The sequence below is a fragment of the Pseudomonas sp. PDM27 genome, from assembly GCF_019219205.1.
Lineage (GTDB): Bacteria > Pseudomonadota > Gammaproteobacteria > Pseudomonadales > Pseudomonadaceae > Aquipseudomonas > Aquipseudomonas laurylsulfatiphila.
On sequence record NZ_JAHUWF010000003.1, the window covers coordinates 460357 to 478628 of the forward strand.

Annotated in this window: 17 protein-coding genes and 1 pseudogene; 12 read left to right on the top strand and 6 right to left on the bottom strand. The window is 60.1% G+C overall.

Going from position 1 to position 18272, the window contains the following annotated elements:
- The first annotated feature begins 427 nt into the window (after positions 1 to 427).
- Positions 428 to 2014 (top strand): ABC transporter substrate-binding protein, encoded by a 1587-nt coding sequence (locus KW838_RS09985; protein WP_102700097.1) that lies wholly within the window; start codon positions 428 to 430, stop codon positions 2012 to 2014.
- Between the two features lie 131 nt (positions 2015 to 2145).
- Here the strand turns inward: KW838_RS09985 and radC are convergent, their stop codons facing one another.
- Entirely contained in the window at positions 2146 to 2820 is a 675-nt protein-coding gene (radC, locus tag KW838_RS09990) for a DNA repair protein RadC (protein WP_102700098.1), read from the bottom strand.
- Between the two features lie 135 nt (positions 2821 to 2955).
- On the opposite strand from radC, the gene coaBC reads away from it, so the two are divergent.
- The 4 genes and pseudogenes from coaBC (at position 2956) to argB (ending at position 7185) form a co-directional block, all read left to right on the top strand.
- Entirely contained in the window at positions 2956 to 4164 is a 1209-nt protein-coding gene (gene coaBC, locus KW838_RS09995) for a bifunctional phosphopantothenoylcysteine decarboxylase/phosphopantothenate--cysteine ligase CoaBC (protein ID WP_102700099.1), read from the top strand.
- A 5-nt stretch (positions 4165 to 4169) separates the two neighbouring features.
- A complete protein-coding gene (gene dut, locus KW838_RS10000) occupies positions 4170 to 4625 on the top strand; it encodes a dUTP diphosphatase (protein WP_102700100.1) in 456 nt (151 codons plus the stop codon).
- A gap of 260 nt (positions 4626 to 4885) precedes the next feature.
- A pseudogene (locus KW838_RS10005) lies at positions 4886 to 6262 on the top strand (phosphomannomutase/phosphoglucomutase); the annotation flags it as partial.
- 17 nt (positions 6263 to 6279) lie between these two features.
- On the top strand, positions 6280 to 7185 hold the full coding sequence (gene argB, locus KW838_RS10010; protein ID WP_007975174.1) for an acetylglutamate kinase: 906 nt from the start codon (positions 6280 to 6282) through the stop codon (positions 7183 to 7185).
- 166 nt (positions 7186 to 7351) lie between these two features.
- On the opposite strand, the gene pyrE is transcribed toward argB, so the two are convergent.
- Positions 7352 to 7996 (bottom strand): orotate phosphoribosyltransferase, encoded by a 645-nt coding sequence (gene pyrE, locus KW838_RS10015; protein ID WP_007975175.1) that lies wholly within the window; start codon positions 7994 to 7996, stop codon positions 7352 to 7354.
- Positions 7997 to 8076: 80 nt separating this feature from the next.
- Between pyrE and KW838_RS10020 the strand changes: the two genes are divergently transcribed.
- Complete coding sequence (locus KW838_RS10020; RefSeq protein WP_003176915.1) at positions 8077 to 8856, top strand: exodeoxyribonuclease III; 780 nt, start codon at positions 8077 to 8079, stop codon at positions 8854 to 8856.
- 89 nt (positions 8857 to 8945) lie between these two features.
- Here the strand turns inward: KW838_RS10020 and gltS are convergent, their stop codons facing one another.
- From gltS to rph, 3 genes are all read right to left on the bottom strand, one after another.
- Positions 8946 to 10154 (bottom strand): sodium/glutamate symporter, encoded by a 1209-nt coding sequence (gene gltS / locus KW838_RS10025; protein ID WP_218501004.1) that lies wholly within the window; start codon positions 10152 to 10154, stop codon positions 8946 to 8948.
- 421 nt (positions 10155 to 10575) lie between these two features.
- Positions 10576 to 10944 (bottom strand): DUF4870 domain-containing protein, encoded by a 369-nt coding sequence (locus tag KW838_RS10030; RefSeq protein ID WP_007975177.1) that lies wholly within the window; start codon positions 10942 to 10944, stop codon positions 10576 to 10578.
- 28 nt (positions 10945 to 10972) lie between these two features.
- Positions 10973 to 11695, bottom strand: coding sequence for a ribonuclease PH (gene rph, locus KW838_RS10035; RefSeq protein ID WP_007975179.1), 723 nt, complete (start codon positions 11693 to 11695; stop codon positions 10973 to 10975).
- 268 nt (positions 11696 to 11963) lie between these two features.
- Here rph and KW838_RS10040 point away from each other — a divergent pair, with 268 nt between their 5' ends.
- The 6 genes from KW838_RS10040 to KW838_RS10065 all read left to right on the top strand — a co-directional run bounded on the left by KW838_RS10040 (position 11964) and on the right by KW838_RS10065 (position 17265).
- On the top strand, positions 11964 to 12827 hold the full coding sequence (locus KW838_RS10040) for a YicC/YloC family endoribonuclease (RefSeq protein WP_007975180.1): 864 nt from the start codon (positions 11964 to 11966) through the stop codon (positions 12825 to 12827).
- 12 nt (positions 12828 to 12839) lie between these two features.
- Positions 12840 to 13460, top strand: coding sequence for a guanylate kinase (gene gmk, locus KW838_RS10045; RefSeq protein ID WP_218501005.1), 621 nt, complete (start codon positions 12840 to 12842; stop codon positions 13458 to 13460).
- Between the two features lie 167 nt (positions 13461 to 13627).
- On the top strand, positions 13628 to 13891 hold the full coding sequence (gene rpoZ / locus KW838_RS10050; RefSeq protein WP_007921129.1) for a DNA-directed RNA polymerase subunit omega: 264 nt from the start codon (positions 13628 to 13630) through the stop codon (positions 13889 to 13891).
- 57 nt (positions 13892 to 13948) lie between these two features.
- A complete protein-coding gene (gene spoT / locus KW838_RS10055; RefSeq protein ID WP_102700103.1) occupies positions 13949 to 16054 on the top strand; it encodes a bifunctional GTP diphosphokinase/guanosine-3',5'-bis pyrophosphate 3'-pyrophosphohydrolase in 2106 nt (701 codons plus the stop codon).
- Positions 16055 to 16076: 22 nt separating this feature from the next.
- Positions 16077 to 16457 (top strand): RidA family protein, encoded by a 381-nt coding sequence (locus tag KW838_RS10060; RefSeq protein WP_102673745.1) that lies wholly within the window; start codon positions 16077 to 16079, stop codon positions 16455 to 16457.
- Between the two features lie 67 nt (positions 16458 to 16524).
- A complete protein-coding gene (locus KW838_RS10065) occupies positions 16525 to 17265 on the top strand; it encodes a hypothetical protein (protein ID WP_218501006.1) in 741 nt (246 codons plus the stop codon).
- Between the two features lie 90 nt (positions 17266 to 17355).
- Here KW838_RS10065 and KW838_RS10070 read toward each other — a convergent pair whose 3' ends face one another.
- Positions 17356 to 18210 (bottom strand): SDR family oxidoreductase, encoded by an 855-nt coding sequence (locus KW838_RS10070; protein ID WP_218501007.1) that lies wholly within the window; start codon positions 18208 to 18210, stop codon positions 17356 to 17358.
- Between the last annotated feature and the right edge of the window lie 62 nt (positions 18211 to 18272).

Sequence of the window (18272 nt, forward strand, 5' to 3'; positions counted from 1 at the left end):
CACATGCCCAACCCGGCATGGGTTGGCCGCTTAATCTCTCAGTCATTTGGCGCCAGGCGCCGCGTTTCTTTAGAGGTCTTACCGGCTACACCTACAGTGAAGGAACCGGGCCCCTAGAAAAGAGCGCTGCTTTATACCAGAAAGACTGGAGAGCAACAACATTCAGTGTGCGTTGAATTCACAAAATCCCCGTTTTCCGGGCTCCGAGCGCTTTGGACAAAGGCTATCGCCGATGGCGACCGCTCGTCGCAGAGAATCGGGCATTGGGCCAATCAAGGGGGTTTCTCAACCGCTGCACAGCAAAACAGTCGCCTATAGTCCTCTCAAAATGAAAAAGGGGATAGTCATTTGCAAAAGACCCCACTAGGGTAAGTCTTTTCCAGACTGCACTTGCAGATGGGCCTTCGATCTGTAAAGGAAGCCGACCATGCGCCTCGCTGCCCTACCGCTGTTGCTCGCCCCGCTTCTGCTGAGCCCACAAGCCTTTGCCGCCGCCCTGAGCGTCTGCACCGAGGCCAGCCCTGAAGGGTTCGATGTGGTGCAGTACAACTCGCTGACCACCACCAACGCCTCGGCCGACGTGCTGATGAACCGCCTGGTGGATTTCGACACGGCCAGTGGCAAAGTGGTCGCCAGTCTCGCCGACAGCTGGGAAGTCAGCCCCGACGGCCTGATCTACGTCTTCAAGTTGCACCCGCAGGTAAAATTCCATCGCACCGAGTACTTCACCCCAACGCGCGACCTGAACGCCGAGGACGTGATTTTCAGCTTCGACCGCATGCTCGACCCGGCCAATGCGTGGCACAAAGTCGCCCAGAGCGGCTTCCCGCATGCGCAATCGATGCAGTTGCCGGCGCTGATCAAGAAAATCGACGCCCTCGACCCACAGACCGTGCGTTTCACCCTCGACCACGCGGACTCGACCTTCCTGGCGACCCTGAGCATGGGCTTCGCCTCGATCTATTCGGCCGAGTACGCCGACAAGCTGATGAAGGCCGGCACGCCTGAAAAACTCAACAGCCAGCCAATCGGCACGGGGCCGTTCGTGTTCACGCGCTTCCAGAAGGATGCTTCGGTTCGCTATAAAGCCAACCCCGACTACTTCGCCGGCAAACCCTCTGTCGATCCGCTGATCTTTGCCATCACACCGGACGCCAACGTCCGCTTGCAGAAATTGCGTCGCAATGAATGCCAGATCGCCCTGTCGCCCAAGCCCCTTGACGTACAGGAAGCGCTGAAAGAGCCGACCCTGAAAGTCGAAAAGACTGACGCGTTCATGACCGCATTCGTCGGCATCAACAGCCAGCATCCACCGCTGGACAAGCCAGAAGTGCGTCAGGCCATCAACCTTGCCTTCGACAAGGCCAATTACATCAAAGCCGTGTTCGAAGACACCGCCGAAGCGGCCAATGGTCCGTACCCGCCGAACACCTGGAGCTATGCGAAAAGCCTTCCGGGGTATCCGCATGACGTCGAGAAGGCCAAGGCGCTGATGGCCAAGGCCGGGTTCAAGGAAGGCTTCCAGACCACCATCTGGACCCGCCCTTCCGGCAGCCTCCTCAACCCCAACCCGAGCCTCGGCGCTCAACTGCTCCAGTCTGACCTGGCGGAAATCGGCATCCAGGCCGAAATCCGGGTGATCGAATGGGGCGAGCTGATCCGCCGCGCCAAGGCCGGTGAACACGACCTGCTGTTCATGGGCTGGGCCGGTGACAACGGCGATCCGGACAACTTCCTCACGCCGCAGTTTTCCTGCGCCGCGGTCAAGTCAGGCACCAACTTCGCCCGCTATTGCAATGCGGACCTGGACAAGCTGATCAGCGCCGGCAAGACCACCGGCGAGCAGGGCGTGCGCACCAAGCTCTACGAACAGGCGCAGGCGCAGATCCAGCAACAGGCGCTGTGGTTGCCCCTGGCCCACCCGACGGCCTTCGCGCTGACGCGCAAGGATGTCGAGGGGTATTCGGTCAGCCCGTTCGGGCGGCAGGACTATTCCAAGGTCAACCTCAAATAATCCGCCCCACTACAAAACCCTGTGGGAGCGGGCTTGCTCGCGAAGAGGGAGTGTCAGTCGCCATCAATGCTGACTGATTCACCGCTTTCGCGAGCAAGCCCGCTCCCACATGGGTTTCGCTTCTACGGTCCCTACATCCACCCATACTCAGCCATCGACAACGGATCGCCATCGCCAATGATGAAATGGTCGAGCACCCGCACATCAATCAATTCCAGCGCCTCTTGCAGACGCTTGGTCAGCACCCGGTCGGACTGACTGGGGTCACTGTTGCCCGATGGATGGTTGTGACAGAGGATCAATGCCGCTGCGTTGTTGGCCAAGGCGCGCTTGACCACCTCTCGCGGATGAACGCTGGTGTTGTCAATGGAGCCGCGAAACAGCGTCTCAAACGCCAGTACCTGATGCCTGGAATCGAGAAACAGGCAACCAAACACCTCGTGTGGCTCATGGCGCAGCATTGATTTCAGGTACTCGCGAACCGCTTGCGGACTCTCAAGTGCCGGTTTCTGACGCGCCCGCTCGGCCAGATGGCGCCTGCTCATTTCTTGCGCAGCCTGCAACTGTGCAAATTTCGCCGGCCCCAGCCCCAACTGCTTGCTGAACGCTTCCTGATCGGCCTCAAGCAGCAAACGCAGGCTGCCAAACTGATTCAACAGGTGTCGTGCCAAATCCACAGCGCTTTTACCGACCACGCCCGTCCGTAAAAATATCGCCAGTAATTCGGCGTCCGAAAGGCTTCCCGAGCCCTGTTCAAGCAACCTCTCCCGCGGCCGTTCCGCCGCTGGCCAATCGCGAATACTCATAACACCTCCCTGTCTGTGGGCGCCGCTGTTCCGTAGCGGTCGCTGTGATATCGTAGCCCATCTTTTTTGCGGGCGAATTCACCCTGGGGAGGGGGTTTCGCCACGTATGTCACCAACGAATTGAAAGGCAGGCCTATGCAGCGGCTGTATCGGAAACGCATTGTTCTGGGCGTCGGCGGCGGTATCGCTGCCTACAAGAGCGCCGACCTGGTTCGCCGCCTGATCGACCAGGGCGCCGAAGTGCGCGTGGTCATGACCCGTGGCGGCGCAGAGTTCATCACCCCGTTGACCATGCAGGCCCTGTCCGGGCACCCGGTCCATCTGGACCTGCTGGACCCGGCGGCCGAAGCGGCCATGGGCCACATCGAACTGGCGAAATGGGCCGACCTGGTGCTGATCGCCCCCGCCACGGCGGATCTGATTGCCCGCCTGGCCCAAGGCATTGCCGATGACCTGCTGACCACGCTGGTGCTGGCCACCGACGCGGTGGTCGCCGTTGCCCCGGCCATGAACCAGGCCATGTGGCGCGATCCGGCGACCCAGGCCAACCTGCAAACCCTCGAAAGCCGCGACATCAAGGTCTTCGGCCCGGCCTCCGGCAGCCAGGCCTGCGGCGACGTCGGCCTGGGGCGCATGCTCGAAGCCCTTGAACTGGCTCAGTGCGCCGCTGACTGTTTCCAGCGCCAGGCCCTGACCGGCAAGCACGTACTGATCACCGCCGGCCCGACCCAGGAAAACATCGACCCGGTGCGCTACATCACCAACCACAGCTCCGGGAAAATGGGCTTTGCCCTGGCCGAAGCCGCCGTGGAAGCCGGTGCCCGCGTGACCCTGATCACCGGCCCGGTGCACTTGCCGACCCCGGATCGCGTCACTCGCATCGACGTGGTCAGTGCCCGCGACATGCTCGCCGCCTGCGAAGCAGCCATCCCTTGCGATCTGTTCATCGCCTCGGCAGCCGTCGCGGACTACCGCCCGGAAGTCGTCGCCCCGCAGAAACTCAAGAAAGATCCTACGAACGGCGACGGCTTGTTGCTACAGATGGTGCGTAACCCGGACATCCTGGCCACCATCGCCACCCGCCCCGACCGCCCGTTCAGTGTCGGTTTCGCCGCCGAGACCGAACACCTGCTCGATTACGCTGCGCGCAAGTTGAAAGACAAGAACCTCGATTTGATCGTCGCCAACGACGTCGCCAACCCGAGCATTGGCTTCAACAGCGAAGAAAACGCCTGCAGCGTCATCGATCGTGAGCTTCACGCCACACTTTTCGCCCAGACCAGCAAGAGCAAGATTGCTCGCCAGCTGATCACTTTTATCGCCGAACGTCTGAACCAGGTTTAATTTACATGCACGCTTTGCAAGCCAAGATCCTCGACCCCCGCATCGGCACCGAATTCCCGCTGCCGCAATACGCCACACCGGGCTCCGCCGGCCTCGACCTGCGCGCCATGCTGGAGCAGGACACCGTGATCAAGCCGGGTGAAACCGTGCTGATCCCTACCGGCCTGTCGGTCTACATCGGTGACCCGAACCTGGCGGCGCTGATCCTGCCGCGCTCGGGGATGGGCCATAAGCACGGCATCGTGCTGGGCAATCTGGTCGGCCTGATCGACTCCGATTACCAGGGCCCGTTGATGGTCTCCTGCTGGAACCGTGGCCAGACCGAATTCACCATGCCGGTCGGCGAGCGCCTGGCGCAACTGGTGCTGGTGCCGGTGGTGCAGGCTCACTTCGAGATGGTTGACGAGTTTGTTGAAACCGAGCGCGGCACTGGCGGTTTCGGCCATACCGGTACCCGTTGATAGAGATCCATCGTGGCGAGGGAGCTTGTTCCCTCGCCACAAAATTCAAATTGTCATCTGCAACGTTTAGCACCGAAAATCAAGGCATTGCCCGGCCAAACCCTTGCCGTCAGGGGCGTCATGGCCCTTTCACACCACGAACTCTCTGTGGAAAACGCCGTCATACCCTTCAGTTTGAACCTGTCGCCGAATGACTCGGCGGCCTGTCCAGCCACTTTCGAGATGGAGCATTTCCACAGATGAACACCCCGGCCAAAATTGCACCCAAGTTCCCTGACAGCATCTTCCGCGCCTACGACATCCGCGGCACCGTCCCGGAATTCCTGAACGCCGAGACCGCTTACTGGATTGGCCGCGCCGTCGGCTCCCAAAGCCTGGCCCAGGGCGAGCCAAATGTGTCCGTCGGTCGCGACGGTCGCTTGTCCGGTCCGGAGCTGGTCGCGCAATTGATCAAAGGCATCGCCGACAGCGGCTGCCACGTCAGCGATGTCGGCCTGGTCCCGACGCCGGCGCTGTACTACGCCGCCAACGTGCTGGCCGGCAAATCCGGTGTGATGCTCACCGGCAGCCACAACCCGTCGAACTACAACGGCTTCAAGATCGTCATTGCCGGCGACACCCTGGCCAACGAACAGATCCAGGCCCTGCACGACCGCCTCAAGACCAACAACCTGAGCAGCGGCCAGGGGAGCATCACCCAGGTCGAAATCCTCGAGCGCTACACCACCGAAATCGTCCAGGACATCAAGCTGGCCCGTCGCCTGAAAGTGGTTGTCGATTGCGGCAACGGCGCGGCCGGCGTGATTGCCCCGCAGCTGATCGAAGCGCTGAACTGCGAAGTCATCCCGCTGTTCTGCGAAGTCGACGGCAACTTCCCGAACCACCACCCGGACCCGGGCAAGCCTGAAAACCTCGTCGACCTGATCGCCAAGGTCAAGGAAACCAATGCCGACATCGGCCTGGCCTTCGACGGCGACGGCGACCGCGTCGGCGTGGTGACCAACACCGGCAGCATCGTCTATCCGGATCGCCTGCTGATGCTGTTCGCCCGCGACGTCGTAGCGCGCAATCCAGGCGCCGAGATCATCTTCGACGTCAAATGCACCCGACGCCTGATCCCGCTGATCAAGGAATACGGCGGCCGGTCGTTAATGTGGAAGACCGGTCACTCGCTGATCAAAAAGAAAATGAAACAATCCGGCGCCCTGCTGGCTGGCGAAATGAGCGGGCACATCTTCTTCAAGGAGCGCTGGTTCGGTTTCGACGACGGCATCTACAGCGCCGCGCGGTTGCTGGAGATCCTCAGCAAGGAAAAATCCTCGGCGGAAGAGCTGTTCGCAACCTTCCCGAACGATATTTCTACGCCGGAAATCAATATCCATGTGACCGAAGAGAGCAAATTCAGCATCATTGATGCACTGCACGACGCACAGTGGGGCGCAGGCGCCGACCTGACCACCATTGACGGCGTGCGAGTCGACTACGCCAAAGGCTGGGGCCTGGTACGCGCATCCAACACCACACCGGTGCTGGTGCTGCGTTTCGAGGCCGATGACGAGGCTGAATTGCAGCGCATCAAGGACGTTTTCAAAGTCCAGTTGAAGCGCGTTGCACCTGATCTCCAACTACCGTTCTGATTCACCCGGAGCCCTGAATGACCCTCGAACGCGAAGCCGCCGCCAACACCGCCAAGGTCCTGTCCGAAGCGTTGCCTTATATCCGCCGATACGTCGGCAAGACACTGGTGATCAAATACGGCGGCAACGCGATGGAAAGCGAGGAGCTGAAAACCGGCTTCGCCCGCGACATCGTGCTGATGAAGGCCGTGGGCATCAACCCGGTGGTGGTTCACGGCGGCGGCCCGCAAATCGGTGACCTGCTCAAGCGCCTGTCGATCGAGAGTCATTTCGTCGACGGCATGCGCGTCACCGACGCCGCGACCATGGACGTGGTGGAAATGGTCCTCGGCGGCCAGGTCAACAAGGACATCGTCAACCTGATCAACCGCCACGGCGGCAGCGCCATCGGCCTGACCGGTAAAGACGCCGAGCTGATTCGTGCGAAGAAGCTCACCGTCACCCGCCAGACCCCGGAGATGACCACCCCGGAAATCATCGACATCGGCCATGTGGGCGAAGTGGTCGGGATCAATACCGACTTGCTGAACCTGTTGGTCAAAGGCGATTTCATCCCGGTGATCGCGCCCATCGGCGTCGGCGCCAACGGTGAGTCGTACAACATCAACGCTGACCTGGTGGCCGGTAAAGTCGCCGAGGCGTTGAAGGCCGAGAAGCTGATGCTGCTGACCAACATCGCCGGCCTGATGGACAAGTCGGGCAAGGTCCTGACCGGTCTGACGACTCAACAGGTCGACGAACTGATCGCCGATGGCACCATCTACGGCGGCATGCTGCCGAAGATCCGTTGCGCACTGGAAGCGGTCCAGGGCGGCGTGGGCAGCTCGTTGATCATCGACGGTCGTGTGCCGAACGCGATCCTGCTGGAAATCTTCACCGATACCGGCGTGGGCACCCTGATCAGCAATCGCAAGCGTCACTAAGCGATAGCGCAATGAAAAAGACCCCGCTCAGCCTGGCTGAGCGGGGTCTTTTTTTGCCTGCAAATCCACCCCTTGTAGGAGCTGCCGAAGGCTGCGATCTTTTGATTTTGCTTTTAAAAAAGATCAAAAGATCGCAGCCTTCGGCAGCTCCTACAGGGGTTTGTCGTTACACGCCGAACTGGGCGCGGTAGGCTTCGACGGCTGGCAGGTGCTGCTTGAGCTGCGGATCATCCGCCAGGAATTCCAGTACCTGGTTCAGCGAAACGATGCTGATGACCGGGATGCCGAAGTCACGCTCGACCTCCTGGATCGCCGACAACTCGCCATTGCCGCGCTCCTGACGGTTCAGGGCGATCAGCACGCCGGCGGCCTTGGCTCCGTCCTGGGAGGCGATGATCTGCATCACTTCACGGATGGCTGTACCGGCGGTGATCACGTCGTCGATGATCAGCACTTCGCCGGTCAACGGTGCGCCGACCAGGCTGCCGCCTTCGCCGTGGGCCTTGGCTTCCTTGCGGTTGAAGCACCATGGCAGGTCACGGTTGTGATGTTCGGCCAGGGCCACGGCCGTAGTCGCCGCCAACGGGATGCCTTTGTAGGCCGGGCCAAACAGCACGTCGAACGCAATGCCGCTCTCGGCAATGGCAGCGGCGTAGAAACGTCCCAGCTGCGCCAGGGCCGAACCCGAGTTGAACAGCCCTGCATTGAAGAAGTAAGGACTGGTGCGCCCGGACTTCAGGGTGAACTCACCGAAGCGCAAAACGCCGCGATCGATGGCAAAACGGATGAAATCGCGCTGATACGCTTGCATGAAAAACCCCAAATACCACGGATTTAGCTAATTAGCTTGACGCCGTGTATCATACACGCACGCGATTTTTGGGGCCATTTATGCGGATCATCAGTGTGAACGTCAATGGTATTCAGGCTGCAGTCGAGCGTGGTTTGCTCAGTTGGCTGCAGGCACAGAATGCCGACGTCATCTGCCTGCAGGACACCCGCGCCTCCGCCTTTGAACTGGACGATCCAGCCTTCCAACTGGATGGATACTTCCTTTATGCCTGCGATGCCGAAGTCCCCGCCCAAGGTGGCGTGGCTTTGTATTCGCGGCTGCAACCGAAGGCTGTCATCAGCGGTCTCGGTTTCGAGACGGCCGACCGCTACGGGCGCTACCTGCAAGCCGATTTCGACAAGGTCAGCATCGCGACCTTGCTGCTCCCTTCGGGGCAGAACGGCGATGAAGACTTGAACCAGAAGTTCAAGCTAATGGACGACTTCGCCCGTTATCTGGATAAACAGCGGCGCAAACGTCGCGAGTACATCTATTGTGGCTCGCTGTACGTGGCGCAACAGAAGCTGGATATCAAGAACTGGCGCGATAGCCAGCAATCTCCGGGTTTCCTGGCGCCTGAACGCGCCTGGATGGACGAGATTGTCGGCAACATGGGCTATGTCGACGCCCTGCGCGAAGTCAGCCGCGAAGGCGACCAGTACAGCTGGTGGCCGGATAACGAACAGGCGGAGATGCTCAACCTCGGTTGGCGCTTCGACTATCAGTTGCTGACCCCGGGCCTGCGCCGTTTCGTACGCAGTGCACGTCTGCCACGCCAGCCGCGGTTCTCGCAACACGCGCCGTTGATCGTGGACTACGACTGGACGCTGACCATCTGAGGCGTCGTTTCGCAGACGCCCAGGCCAGTCAAAAAAAATGCCCGTATCGCAAGATACGGGCATTTTTTATGGGGCAAGCCGGCTGAACTTCAGACAGCGACGAAAAATGGCAGCGCCAGGAACAACTTGATCACGATGACGTTAATGATGTCGATGAAGAATGCGCCCACCATTGGCACCACCAGAAATGCAATCTGCGAAGGTCCGTAGCGCTGTGTCACGGCCTGCATATTAGCAATGGCTGTTGGCGTGGCACCCAGCCCGAAACCGCAATGTCCTGCCGACAGCACTGCCGCATCGTAGTTGCTCCCCATTATTCTGAACGTCACGAATATCGCAAACAGCGCCATGACGACTGTTTGCACAGCCAGAATGATAAAGATCGGCAACGCCAGCGATGCCAGGTCCCAGAGTTTGAGGGACATCAGGGCAATTGCCAGGAACAGCGACAAGCTTACATTCCCCAGTACCGAGACTTCGCGCTCAAACACCTGATACAAGCCAAGTGCCGAAAGCCCGTTGCGCAGAACAACACCGACGAACAATACACAAACGAAAGTCGGCAACTCGAATGCACTGCCGAGCAACAGCCCATTGAGAAGATTACCCGCCAGCAAGCTGACGGCGATCAGCGCGAGTGTCTCGATAAACGAGAAAGGCGTGATCGAGCGCTCCTTGTTCGGTTGCTCAAAGCCCTTCGGCGCGCGCGGCTTCGCTTGCTCAACGCAACCGGGTACCTGTACTCGCTTGATCAACAAGCGGGCGACCGGCCCACCAATCAGACCGCCCAGCACCAGGCCGAAGGTCGCAGAGGCCATCGCAAGCTCGGAAGCCGAAGCCAGGCCGTATTTCTCGCTGAATGTCGCGCTCCAGGCAGCGCCTGTGCCGTGACCGCCCGCCAGGGTCACCGAGCCTGTCAGCAGGCCCATCAGAGGATCAAGCCCCAGCAGGCTGGCAAGACCGATGCCCATGGCATTCTGGACCAGCAGAAGCCCGCTGACCGCAAGAATGAAAATCCCCACGACGCGCCCGCCCTTCTTCAGGCTGGCGAAGTCGGCGCTCAAGCCAATGGTGGCGAAAAACGCCAGCATCAAGGGGGTCTGCAACGAAGTGTCGAACCGGACTTGAACATCGAAGCTGCGCAAGGCCAGGAGAACCAGGGCAACCACCAGGCCACCCGCTACAGGTTCGGGGATATTGTAGGCGCGTAGAAAACCAACACGTGTGACAAGCCCGCGACCCAATAACAGCACCAGGGAGGCGGCGACTAATGTCCCATAAAAATCAAGCTGAATCATTTTGCACTTATTCTTGGATATATATTCAGGGGCGAACTTTTTACCTGGACACGCCTCTTGAACAGGTTGAATTTCTCAACACTGATTGATGGTGAATTCAAGGACCTTCAATGGTCTGAATATATCAAAATATTTCTTGAAATATTTCGTGGGGGCAACTTTATCAATCACCCTGACTTATTGCCAAGCACAAGGGCAATATTGACAGTGTACAGTTGTGACTAAAAATGTATTAACTCAGCAGTACTTGCCACAATAGTTGTTACAACTAGAAAACATTACAACTTGAAACATTTATTTGATGTGACAAACGAAAATGCCCCGAATTATCGGGGCATTTGCTTATTACCTTGGCTGACGCTGCTTCTGCTTTGCTTCTGTGGATGCGAGCACGCTCGCTCCTGCAAGTGAAGATTGATCGTTATTTGATCAATCGCCAGGTAAACGGGTACCGGTAAGGAAACCCTTCATTGGCTTTCACCCCGGCAATGATCGTCAGCACCAGCGCACCTATCGCCACCAGTCCGAACAGGAAGAACCCGATGATCACCACCATCAGCAGGAAGCAGATGGCCGAGGCAATGGCGACGGTGATCTGGAAGTTCAAAGCCTCCTTGCCCTGAGCGTCAATGAACGGGTCCATCTCGCGCTTCATTTGCCAGAGAATCAGCGGACCGATCAGCGTGCCGAACGGAATCCAGATCCCCAGCAAGGCGGACAGGTGACAGAACATCGCCCACTGACGCACCTCCTGGCTCGGCGTGGGCAGCGGCAGTTGTTCATCACTCATGGTGTCCTCCTTGCCTGGAGCGGTCCGGTCAGTCGGCCAATGCGGCCTTTTGCAGTTCGAAGATCTCGTTCATGCCTTTCTTCGCCAGTTCCAGCATGGCGTTCAGCTCTTCAGGCTGGAACGGCGCGCCTTCGGCAGTACCCTGGACTTCGATGAAACCGCCGGCACTGGTCATCACCACGTTCAGGTCGGTTTCGGCGGCCGAGTCTTCCAGGTAGTCGAGGTCGAGCACAGGCTCACCCTTGTACATGCCCACGGAAACAGCAGCGATCATCTGCTTGACCGGGTCGCCGCCTTTCAGGCCGCCACGCTTCTTGATCACTTTCAAGGCATCGATCAGCGCGACCATGGAACCGGTGATCGACGCCGTACGGGTGCCACCGTCTGCCTGGATCACGTCGCAGTCGACGTACAGGGTGACGTCGCCCAGCTTGGTCATGTCCAGCGCCGCGCGCAGGGAACGGCCGATCAGACGCTGGATTTCCAGGGTACGGCCGCCTTGCTTGCCACGGCTGGCTTCACGTTGGTTACGCTCGCCAGTGGCACGTGGCAGCATGCCGTACTCGGCGGTCAGCCAGCCCTGGCCCTGGCCTTTCAGGAAACGCGGTACGCCCGGTTCAACGCTGACGGTGCAGATGACCTTGGTATCACCGAACTCGACCAGCACAGAACCCTCGGCGTGTTTGGTGTAGTTGCGGGTGATGCGGATCGAGCGGAGCTGATCGGCAGCGCGACCACTTGGACGTATCATAGGGAATACCTGTACTGGGGACGGAAAACTGCGGAGCATTATAGAGCCGACGGCCGCCCCTGGGCACTTCTAAAAAAATCCGCCGACGACCGAAGGCTCTGCACTGCACGCCGGCGCAGGCCTGCCGCTCTTTGTCACACCCTGTGTTTGGGCGCATCCGCGCCACTGCGCTACAATCCTGCGCCTTTGCTGCCAGTCGGCTTTAATTCATTGATATCGGATTCCCGGAACCACGGTTCTGCGCCGATCTGCCTTGCGAGGTACCGCCATGGTGCACAGCATGACCGCCTTCGCCCGCGTCGAAAAAGCCGGCGTCCAGGGCACCCTGAGCTGGGAACTGCGGTCGGTCAACAGCCGCTACCTGGAACCCCACCTGCGCCTGCCGGAGTCCTTTCGCGACCTCGAAGGTGCGGTACGTGAAGCCCTGCGCCAAGGCGTATCGCGGGGCAAGCTCGAATGCACCCTGCGCTTCACCGAAGAAAACACTGGCAAAGCGCTGCAGATCGATCAGGAGCGCGCCGCGCAACTGGTCGCCGCCGCCGAGACCATCGCCGGCCTGATCAAGAACCCGGCCGCGCTGAACCCGCTGGAAGTCCTGGCCTGGCCCGGCGTGCTGGTTGGCGACGCCACCGACCCGCAAGCCTTGAACGCCGAAGCGCTGGCACTGTTCAACCAGGGCCTCAAGGAACTCAAGGCCGGCCGCGAGCGCGAAGGTGCGGAGCTGGCACGGTTGATCAACGAGCGCCTGACCTCCATCGAAGAAGACGTGGTGACCCTGCGCGAACTGGTCCCGCAGATGCTCGCCACCCAGCGCCAGAAAGTCCTCGACCGTTTCGCCGACATGAAGGCCGAGATGGACCCGCAGCGCCTGGAGCAGGAAATGGTCATGCTCGCGCAGAAAAGCGACGTCGCCGAAGAACTGGATCGCCTGAGCACTCACATCATCGAAGTTCGCCGGGTACTCAAATCCGGCGGCGCTGCCGGGCGGCGCCTGGACTTCCTGATGCAGGAACTCAACCGCGAAGCCAACACACTGGGCTCCAAAGCCTTCGACCCGCGCAGCACCCAGGCTGCGGTCAACCTCAAGGTGTTGATCGAGCAGATGCGCGAACAAGTGCAGAATATTGAGTAAGGCTACCCCGACATGACCCACAGCACTGGCACCCTTTACATCATTTCCGCCCCTTCGGGCGCGGGCAAGAGCAGCCTGGTCAAGGCTTTGACCGACGCCAATCCGGAGATCCGCGTCTCAGTCTCCCACACCACCCGTGCCATGCGCCCGGGCGAAGTGGACGGCGTGAACTACAACTTCGTCTCGCGCGAAGAGTTCGTGAAGATGATCGAACACGGCGACTTCCTCGAACGCGCCGAAGTGTTCGGCAATCTCTACGGCACTTCGCAAAGCCACCTTCAGCAGACCCTGGACCAAGGCCACGACCTGATCCTGGAAATCGACTGGCAAGGTGCCGAGCAAGTGCGCAAGCTGATGCCGCAGGCCCGCTCGATCTTCATCCTGCCGCCGTCACTGCAGGCCCTGCACCAGCGCCTGACCAACCGTGGCCAGGACAGCGACGAGATCATTGACGGCCGGATGCGCGAAGCCGTCAGCGAAATGAGCCATTACGTCGACTACGATTACCTGATCATCAACGACGATTTCGCCCACGCACTGCACGACCTGAAGGCGATTTTCCGCGCCAATCAGCTGATCCAGAAGCGTCAGCAGCAGCGTCACGGCAAATTGCTGGCTGAATTGCTCGGTTAATCAGCTCTTCCCAAAACCGCTGCAAGGGCTTTACATTGGCACTTACAGCGCGTTGAAGGGCTTGGTCAAAAAATCAGCGCTTCCCTAATCGCTGGTGATTTTTTAAACTGTTGAGTCCGCTCGCCCATCCGGGCAGCGCGCATATTGCATTTGCTACGAGGAAGACCATGGCCCGCGTAACCGTTGAAGATTGCCTAGAACACGTGGATAACCGCTTTGAGCTGGTCATGCTCTCTACCAAGCGTGCCCGTCAACTGGCCACCGGCGGCAAAGAGCCGAAAGTAGCATGGGAAAACGACAAGCCTACCGTCGTCGCCCTGCGCGAAATCGCTGAAGGCCTGATCGACTACGCAGCTATCGCCGAAGCCGAAATCGTTGAAGATGAACCGCTTTTTGCTGCATTCGAGGACGAGTCCAACGAGGCCGTCTAAGCCTATGCCTGGTCGACGTAGCACGGCGCGGGAACACAGCTTACGGCAGGAGACATCATGCCGAGCATAGACGCCCTCGCCGATCGCTTATCGACCTACCTCGGCAATGACCAGGTCAACCTGGTCCGCCGAGCGTATTTCTACGCCGAACAAGCCCACGACGGCCAACGCCGCCGTAGCGGCGAGGCGTACGTCACGCACCCACTCGCGGTGGCGAATATTCTTGCCGACATGCACATGGACCATCAGAGCCTGATGGCCGCCATGCTGCATGACGTGATCGAAGACACCGGTATTGCCAAGGAAGCGCTGCAAGCGCAGTTCGGCGAAACCGTGGCCGAACTGGTCGACGGGGTCAGCAAACTGACCCAGATGAACTTCGAGACCAAGGCCGAAGCCCAAGCCGAAAACTTCCAGAAAATGGCCATGGCCATGGCCCGCGACATTCGCGTGATCCTGGTCAAGCTGGCCGACCGCCTGCACAACATGCGCACCCTGGAAGTGCTGTCCGGCGAAAAACGCCGGCGCATCGCCAAGGAGACCCTGGAAATCTATGCGCCCATCGCCAACCGGCTGGGCATGCACGCCATCCGCATAGAATTCGAAGACCTCGGCTTCAAGGCCATGCACCCGATGCGTTCCGCGCGGATCTACCAGGCCGTCAAGCGCGCCCGGGGCAACCGCAAGGAAATCGTCAACAAGATCGAAGAATCCTTAAGCCACTGCCTGGCCATCGATGGCATCCAGGGCGAGGTCAGCGGTCGCCAGAAACACCTCTACGGCATCTACAAGAAAATGCGCGGCAAGCGTCGGGCCTTCAACGAGATCATGGACGTCTACGCGTTCCGGATCATCGTCGACAAGGTCGATACCTGCTACCGCGTGCTGGGTGCTGTACATAACTTGTACAAGCCACTGCCGGGGCGCTTCAAGGATTACATCGCGATCCCCAAGGCCAACGGCTACCAGTCGCTGCACACCACGCTGTTCGGCATGCACGGTGTTCCGATCGAGATCCAGATCCGTACCCGTGAAATGGAAGAGATGGCCAACAACGGCATCGCCGCCCATTGGCTGTACAAATCCAGCGGCGACGAGCAGCCAAAAGGCACCCATGCCCGCGCCCGCCAGTGGGTCAAGGGCGTGCTGGAAATGCAGCAACGCGCCGGCAACTCGCTGGAATTCATCGAAAGCGTGAAGATCGACCTGTTCCCGGACGAGGTCTACGTGTTCACGCCCAAGGGCCGAATCATGGAGCTGCCCAAGGGCTCCACGGCGGTCGACTTCGCTTACGCGGTGCATACCGACGTGGGTAACAGCTGCATTGCCTGCCGGATCAACCGCCGTCTCGCACCGCTGTCCGAACCGCTGCAAAGCGGCTCCACGGTCGAGATCGTCAGCGCTCCTGGCGCACGGCCGAACCCGGCGTGGCTCAACTTCGTGGTCACCGGCAAGGCGCGCACGCACATCCGCCATGCCCTGAAGCTGCAACGCCGCTCCGAATCCATCAGCCTCGGCGAACGCCTGCTGAACAAGGTCCTCAACGGATTCGACAGCGCGCTGGAGAAAATCCCGGCCGAACGCGTCAAGGCGATGCTCGCCGAGTATCGCCTCGAACTGATCGAGGATTTGCTCGAGGATATCGGCCTGGGCAATCGCATGGCCTATGTGGTCGCCCGCCGCCTGCTCGGCGAAGGCGAACAGCTGCCAAGTCCGGAAGGCCCGCTGGCGATTCGCGGCACCGAAGGCCTGGTACTCAGCTACGCCAAGTGCTGCACACCGATCCCGGGCGACCCGATTGTCGGCCACCTGTCCGCAGGCAAAGGCATGGTCGTGCACCTGGACAACTGCCGCAACATCAGCGAAATCCGCCACAACCCGGAAAAATGCATCCAGCTCTCGTGGGCCAAGGATGTCACCGGCGAATTCAACGTCGAACTGCGCGTCGAACTGGAACACCAGCGCGGCCTGATTGCCCTGCTGGCCAGCAGCGTCAACGCCGCCGACGGCAACATCGAGAAAATCAGCATGGACGAACGCGATGGTCGCATCAGCGTGGTCCAGTTGGTGGTCAGCGTGCACGACCGCGTGCACCTGGCCCGCGTGATCAAGAAACTGCGCGCCTTGACCGGGGTGATCCGCATCACCCGAATGCGTGCTTAAGCCCACTTACAAGGAGTCATTCATGTCCAAGACTGTTATCACCAGCGACAAGGCCCCGGCCGCCATCGGTACTTACTCCCAGGCGATCAAGGCTGGCAACACCGTCTACATGTCGGGCCAGATTCCACTGGACCCAAAAACCATGGAACTGGTTGAAGGCTTCGAAGCCCAGACCGTCCAGGTGTTCGAGAACCTCAAGGCCGTAGCCGAAGCAGCCGGTGGTTCGTTCAAGGACATCGTCAAGCTGAACATCTTCCTCACCGACCTGAGCCACTTCGCCAAGGTCAACGAGATCATGGGCAAGTACTTCGACCAGCCTTACCCTGCCCGCGCCGCCATCGGCGTTGCAGCCCTGCCAAAGGGTTCGCAGGTTGAAATGGATGCCATCCTGGTCATCGAGTAATGTGCACGGCGCAGCCTGGGGCTGCGCCGACTGCTCTGCTGTAAAGAAAGTTTGAAAGGATTCCACCATGCGCAATGCGCTTGCTCTCTCGCTGCTCGCCCTGCTCCTGGGCGGATGTGCCAGCAACCCTGCCGATCGTGATATCAGCGGCACCTGGATCAATCAGGTGGCGATCGATGCTGCCGCCAAAGGCGTCCCCCTGCGTGAAGCGCTCCAGGCCTATGGCCCGAACCTGGAATGGGACATCAACACCAAGGCCGGCCAGGCCCGCTACACCAACGGCTTTGAAAACGTCGAAGGCAAGCTGCAGGGTGAAGAATCCGGCCTCTGGAAAGTCGACTTTTATGGCAGCTCCGGCAGTGAGCTGAAGCGTGATGGCAAACAATTGAGCCAGACCGCGACCGAAAACGAATCAGCCCAGGTCTTCGACCGGGCATTGATCCCGGTACCGGATGGCGCACCGCTTGGCGCCAGCTTCGAACGCGCGCTGTATTCGGCCTACATGGGCGGTAGCTGGAAAGTCGTCAGCGGCCCCGGCGAAGGCGACACCGTACAGTTCCAGCCCGACGGCCAGGTGACCGGCCTGCCGGGTAGTGACCGTTATGCGCTGTGCCTGGCCGGCGACTGTGCCTCGATGAGTGGTGGCAACGACAACATGTGGCTGCAACTCAATGGGCAAGGAAACGCCTGGATCTTTGCGCGCAAGGGCAAAGAGCTGGAGATTTTCCAGACCGTGAACACGGCGCAGGCGGACGAGATGCCTCAGTACATGCCTGGCGATCGCAAGTGGCTGCTGGAAAAACAGTAACCATCTGAAAAGATCGCAGCCTCCGGCAGCTCCTACAGGGTCATGCAAACACCTGTAGGAGCTGCCGAAGGCTGCGATCTTTTTTGTTTTTCAGCGCCCTTCAAGAATCGCCGCATACCCCTCACGGAAGCTCGGATACTTCGGCGTCCAGCCCAAGGCCTTCGCCCGCGCATTACTGCAACGCTTGCTGCCGGTGCGCCGCACGCTTGAATCGTCGTCCCATTCAGTCACGCCCAGATACCCGCGCAACCAGCCCACCACGTCGGCCAGCGCTGCCGGCTCATCATCGACGCCGATGTAGACATCCTCCAGCGCCACGCCACGCCGGTCCGTCTCAAGCAGGCACGCCATCAACCCTGCGGCATCGTCCGCATGTATCCGGTTGGCATACAACGGTGGTTCGACCGCCACGCGATAACCCCGGCGGACCTGAGTCAGCAACCACTCACGCCCCGGGCCGTAGATGCCGGTCAGTCGCACGACACTGGCCGGGATACCGCTCTTGAGCGCGATCTGCTCGGCCTCCAGCATCACACGTCCAGAATAACCGGACGCCACCGTAGACGAACGCTCATCGACCCACTCGCCATCCTGCTGCCCGTAAACACTGCTGCTGGACACGAACAGCAGGCGATTGGGCACCTGACCGTAGTCGTTGAGCCACTCCAGCACATGCTCCAGCCCCTGGACATAGGCAGCACGGTAGCCGGCTTCGTCGTGATCGGTGGCTGCCGCGCAATACACCAGGTAATCCACGGCACCGATCGGCCAAGTGGCCGGGCAGTCTTTGTTGAACAAATCACCGGCAACGCCGATGACGCCCGCGGGCAGGCGAGCAACATCCCGCCGCAGGCCATGAACCTCCCATCCCGCCGCCAGCAGTTGTGTGGCCAGGCGACTGCCGACATCCCCGCAGCCGGCGATCAAAACAGTAGGTGCAGACATCAGAAAACTCCCATCGCAAAGCCACAGACTAGCGCCGGCAACAGACAGGCGGCTAGCAATGC

Excerpts from the sequence above, each read along its gene's own strand:
- KW838_RS09985 (WP_102700097.1), top strand. The coding sequence starts at position 428 with ATGCGCCTCGCTGCCCTACCGCTGTTGCTCGCCCCGCTTCTGCTGAGC.
- radC (WP_102700098.1), bottom strand. The coding sequence starts at position 2,820 with ATGAGTATTCGCGATTGGCCAGCGGCGGAACGGCCGCGGGAGAGGTTG.
- coaBC (WP_102700099.1), top strand. The coding sequence starts at position 2,956 with ATGCAGCGGCTGTATCGGAAACGCATTGTTCTGGGCGTCGGCGGCGGT.
- dut (WP_102700100.1), top strand. The coding sequence starts at position 4,170 with ATGCACGCTTTGCAAGCCAAGATCCTCGACCCCCGCATCGGCACCGAA.
- argB (WP_007975174.1), top strand. The coding sequence starts at position 6,280 with ATGACCCTCGAACGCGAAGCCGCCGCCAACACCGCCAAGGTCCTGTCC.
- pyrE (WP_007975175.1), bottom strand. The coding sequence starts at position 7,996 with ATGCAAGCGTATCAGCGCGATTTCATCCGTTTTGCCATCGATCGCGGC.
- KW838_RS10020 (WP_003176915.1), top strand. The coding sequence starts at position 8,077 with ATGCGGATCATCAGTGTGAACGTCAATGGTATTCAGGCTGCAGTCGAG.
- gltS (WP_218501004.1), bottom strand. The coding sequence starts at position 10,154 with ATGATTCAGCTTGATTTTTATGGGACATTAGTCGCCGCCTCCCTGGTG.
- KW838_RS10030 (WP_007975177.1), bottom strand. The coding sequence starts at position 10,944 with ATGAGTGATGAACAACTGCCGCTGCCCACGCCGAGCCAGGAGGTGCGT.
- rph (WP_007975179.1), bottom strand. The coding sequence starts at position 11,695 with ATGATACGTCCAAGTGGTCGCGCTGCCGATCAGCTCCGCTCGATCCGC.
- KW838_RS10040 (WP_007975180.1), top strand. The coding sequence starts at position 11,964 with ATGGTGCACAGCATGACCGCCTTCGCCCGCGTCGAAAAAGCCGGCGTC.
- gmk (WP_218501005.1), top strand. The coding sequence starts at position 12,840 with ATGACCCACAGCACTGGCACCCTTTACATCATTTCCGCCCCTTCGGGC.
- rpoZ (WP_007921129.1), top strand. The coding sequence starts at position 13,628 with ATGGCCCGCGTAACCGTTGAAGATTGCCTAGAACACGTGGATAACCGC.
- spoT (WP_102700103.1), top strand. The coding sequence starts at position 13,949 with ATGCCGAGCATAGACGCCCTCGCCGATCGCTTATCGACCTACCTCGGC.
- KW838_RS10060 (WP_102673745.1), top strand. The coding sequence starts at position 16,077 with ATGTCCAAGACTGTTATCACCAGCGACAAGGCCCCGGCCGCCATCGGT.
- KW838_RS10065 (WP_218501006.1), top strand. The coding sequence starts at position 16,525 with ATGCGCAATGCGCTTGCTCTCTCGCTGCTCGCCCTGCTCCTGGGCGGA.
- KW838_RS10070 (WP_218501007.1), bottom strand. The coding sequence starts at position 18,210 with ATGTCTGCACCTACTGTTTTGATCGCCGGCTGCGGGGATGTCGGCAGT.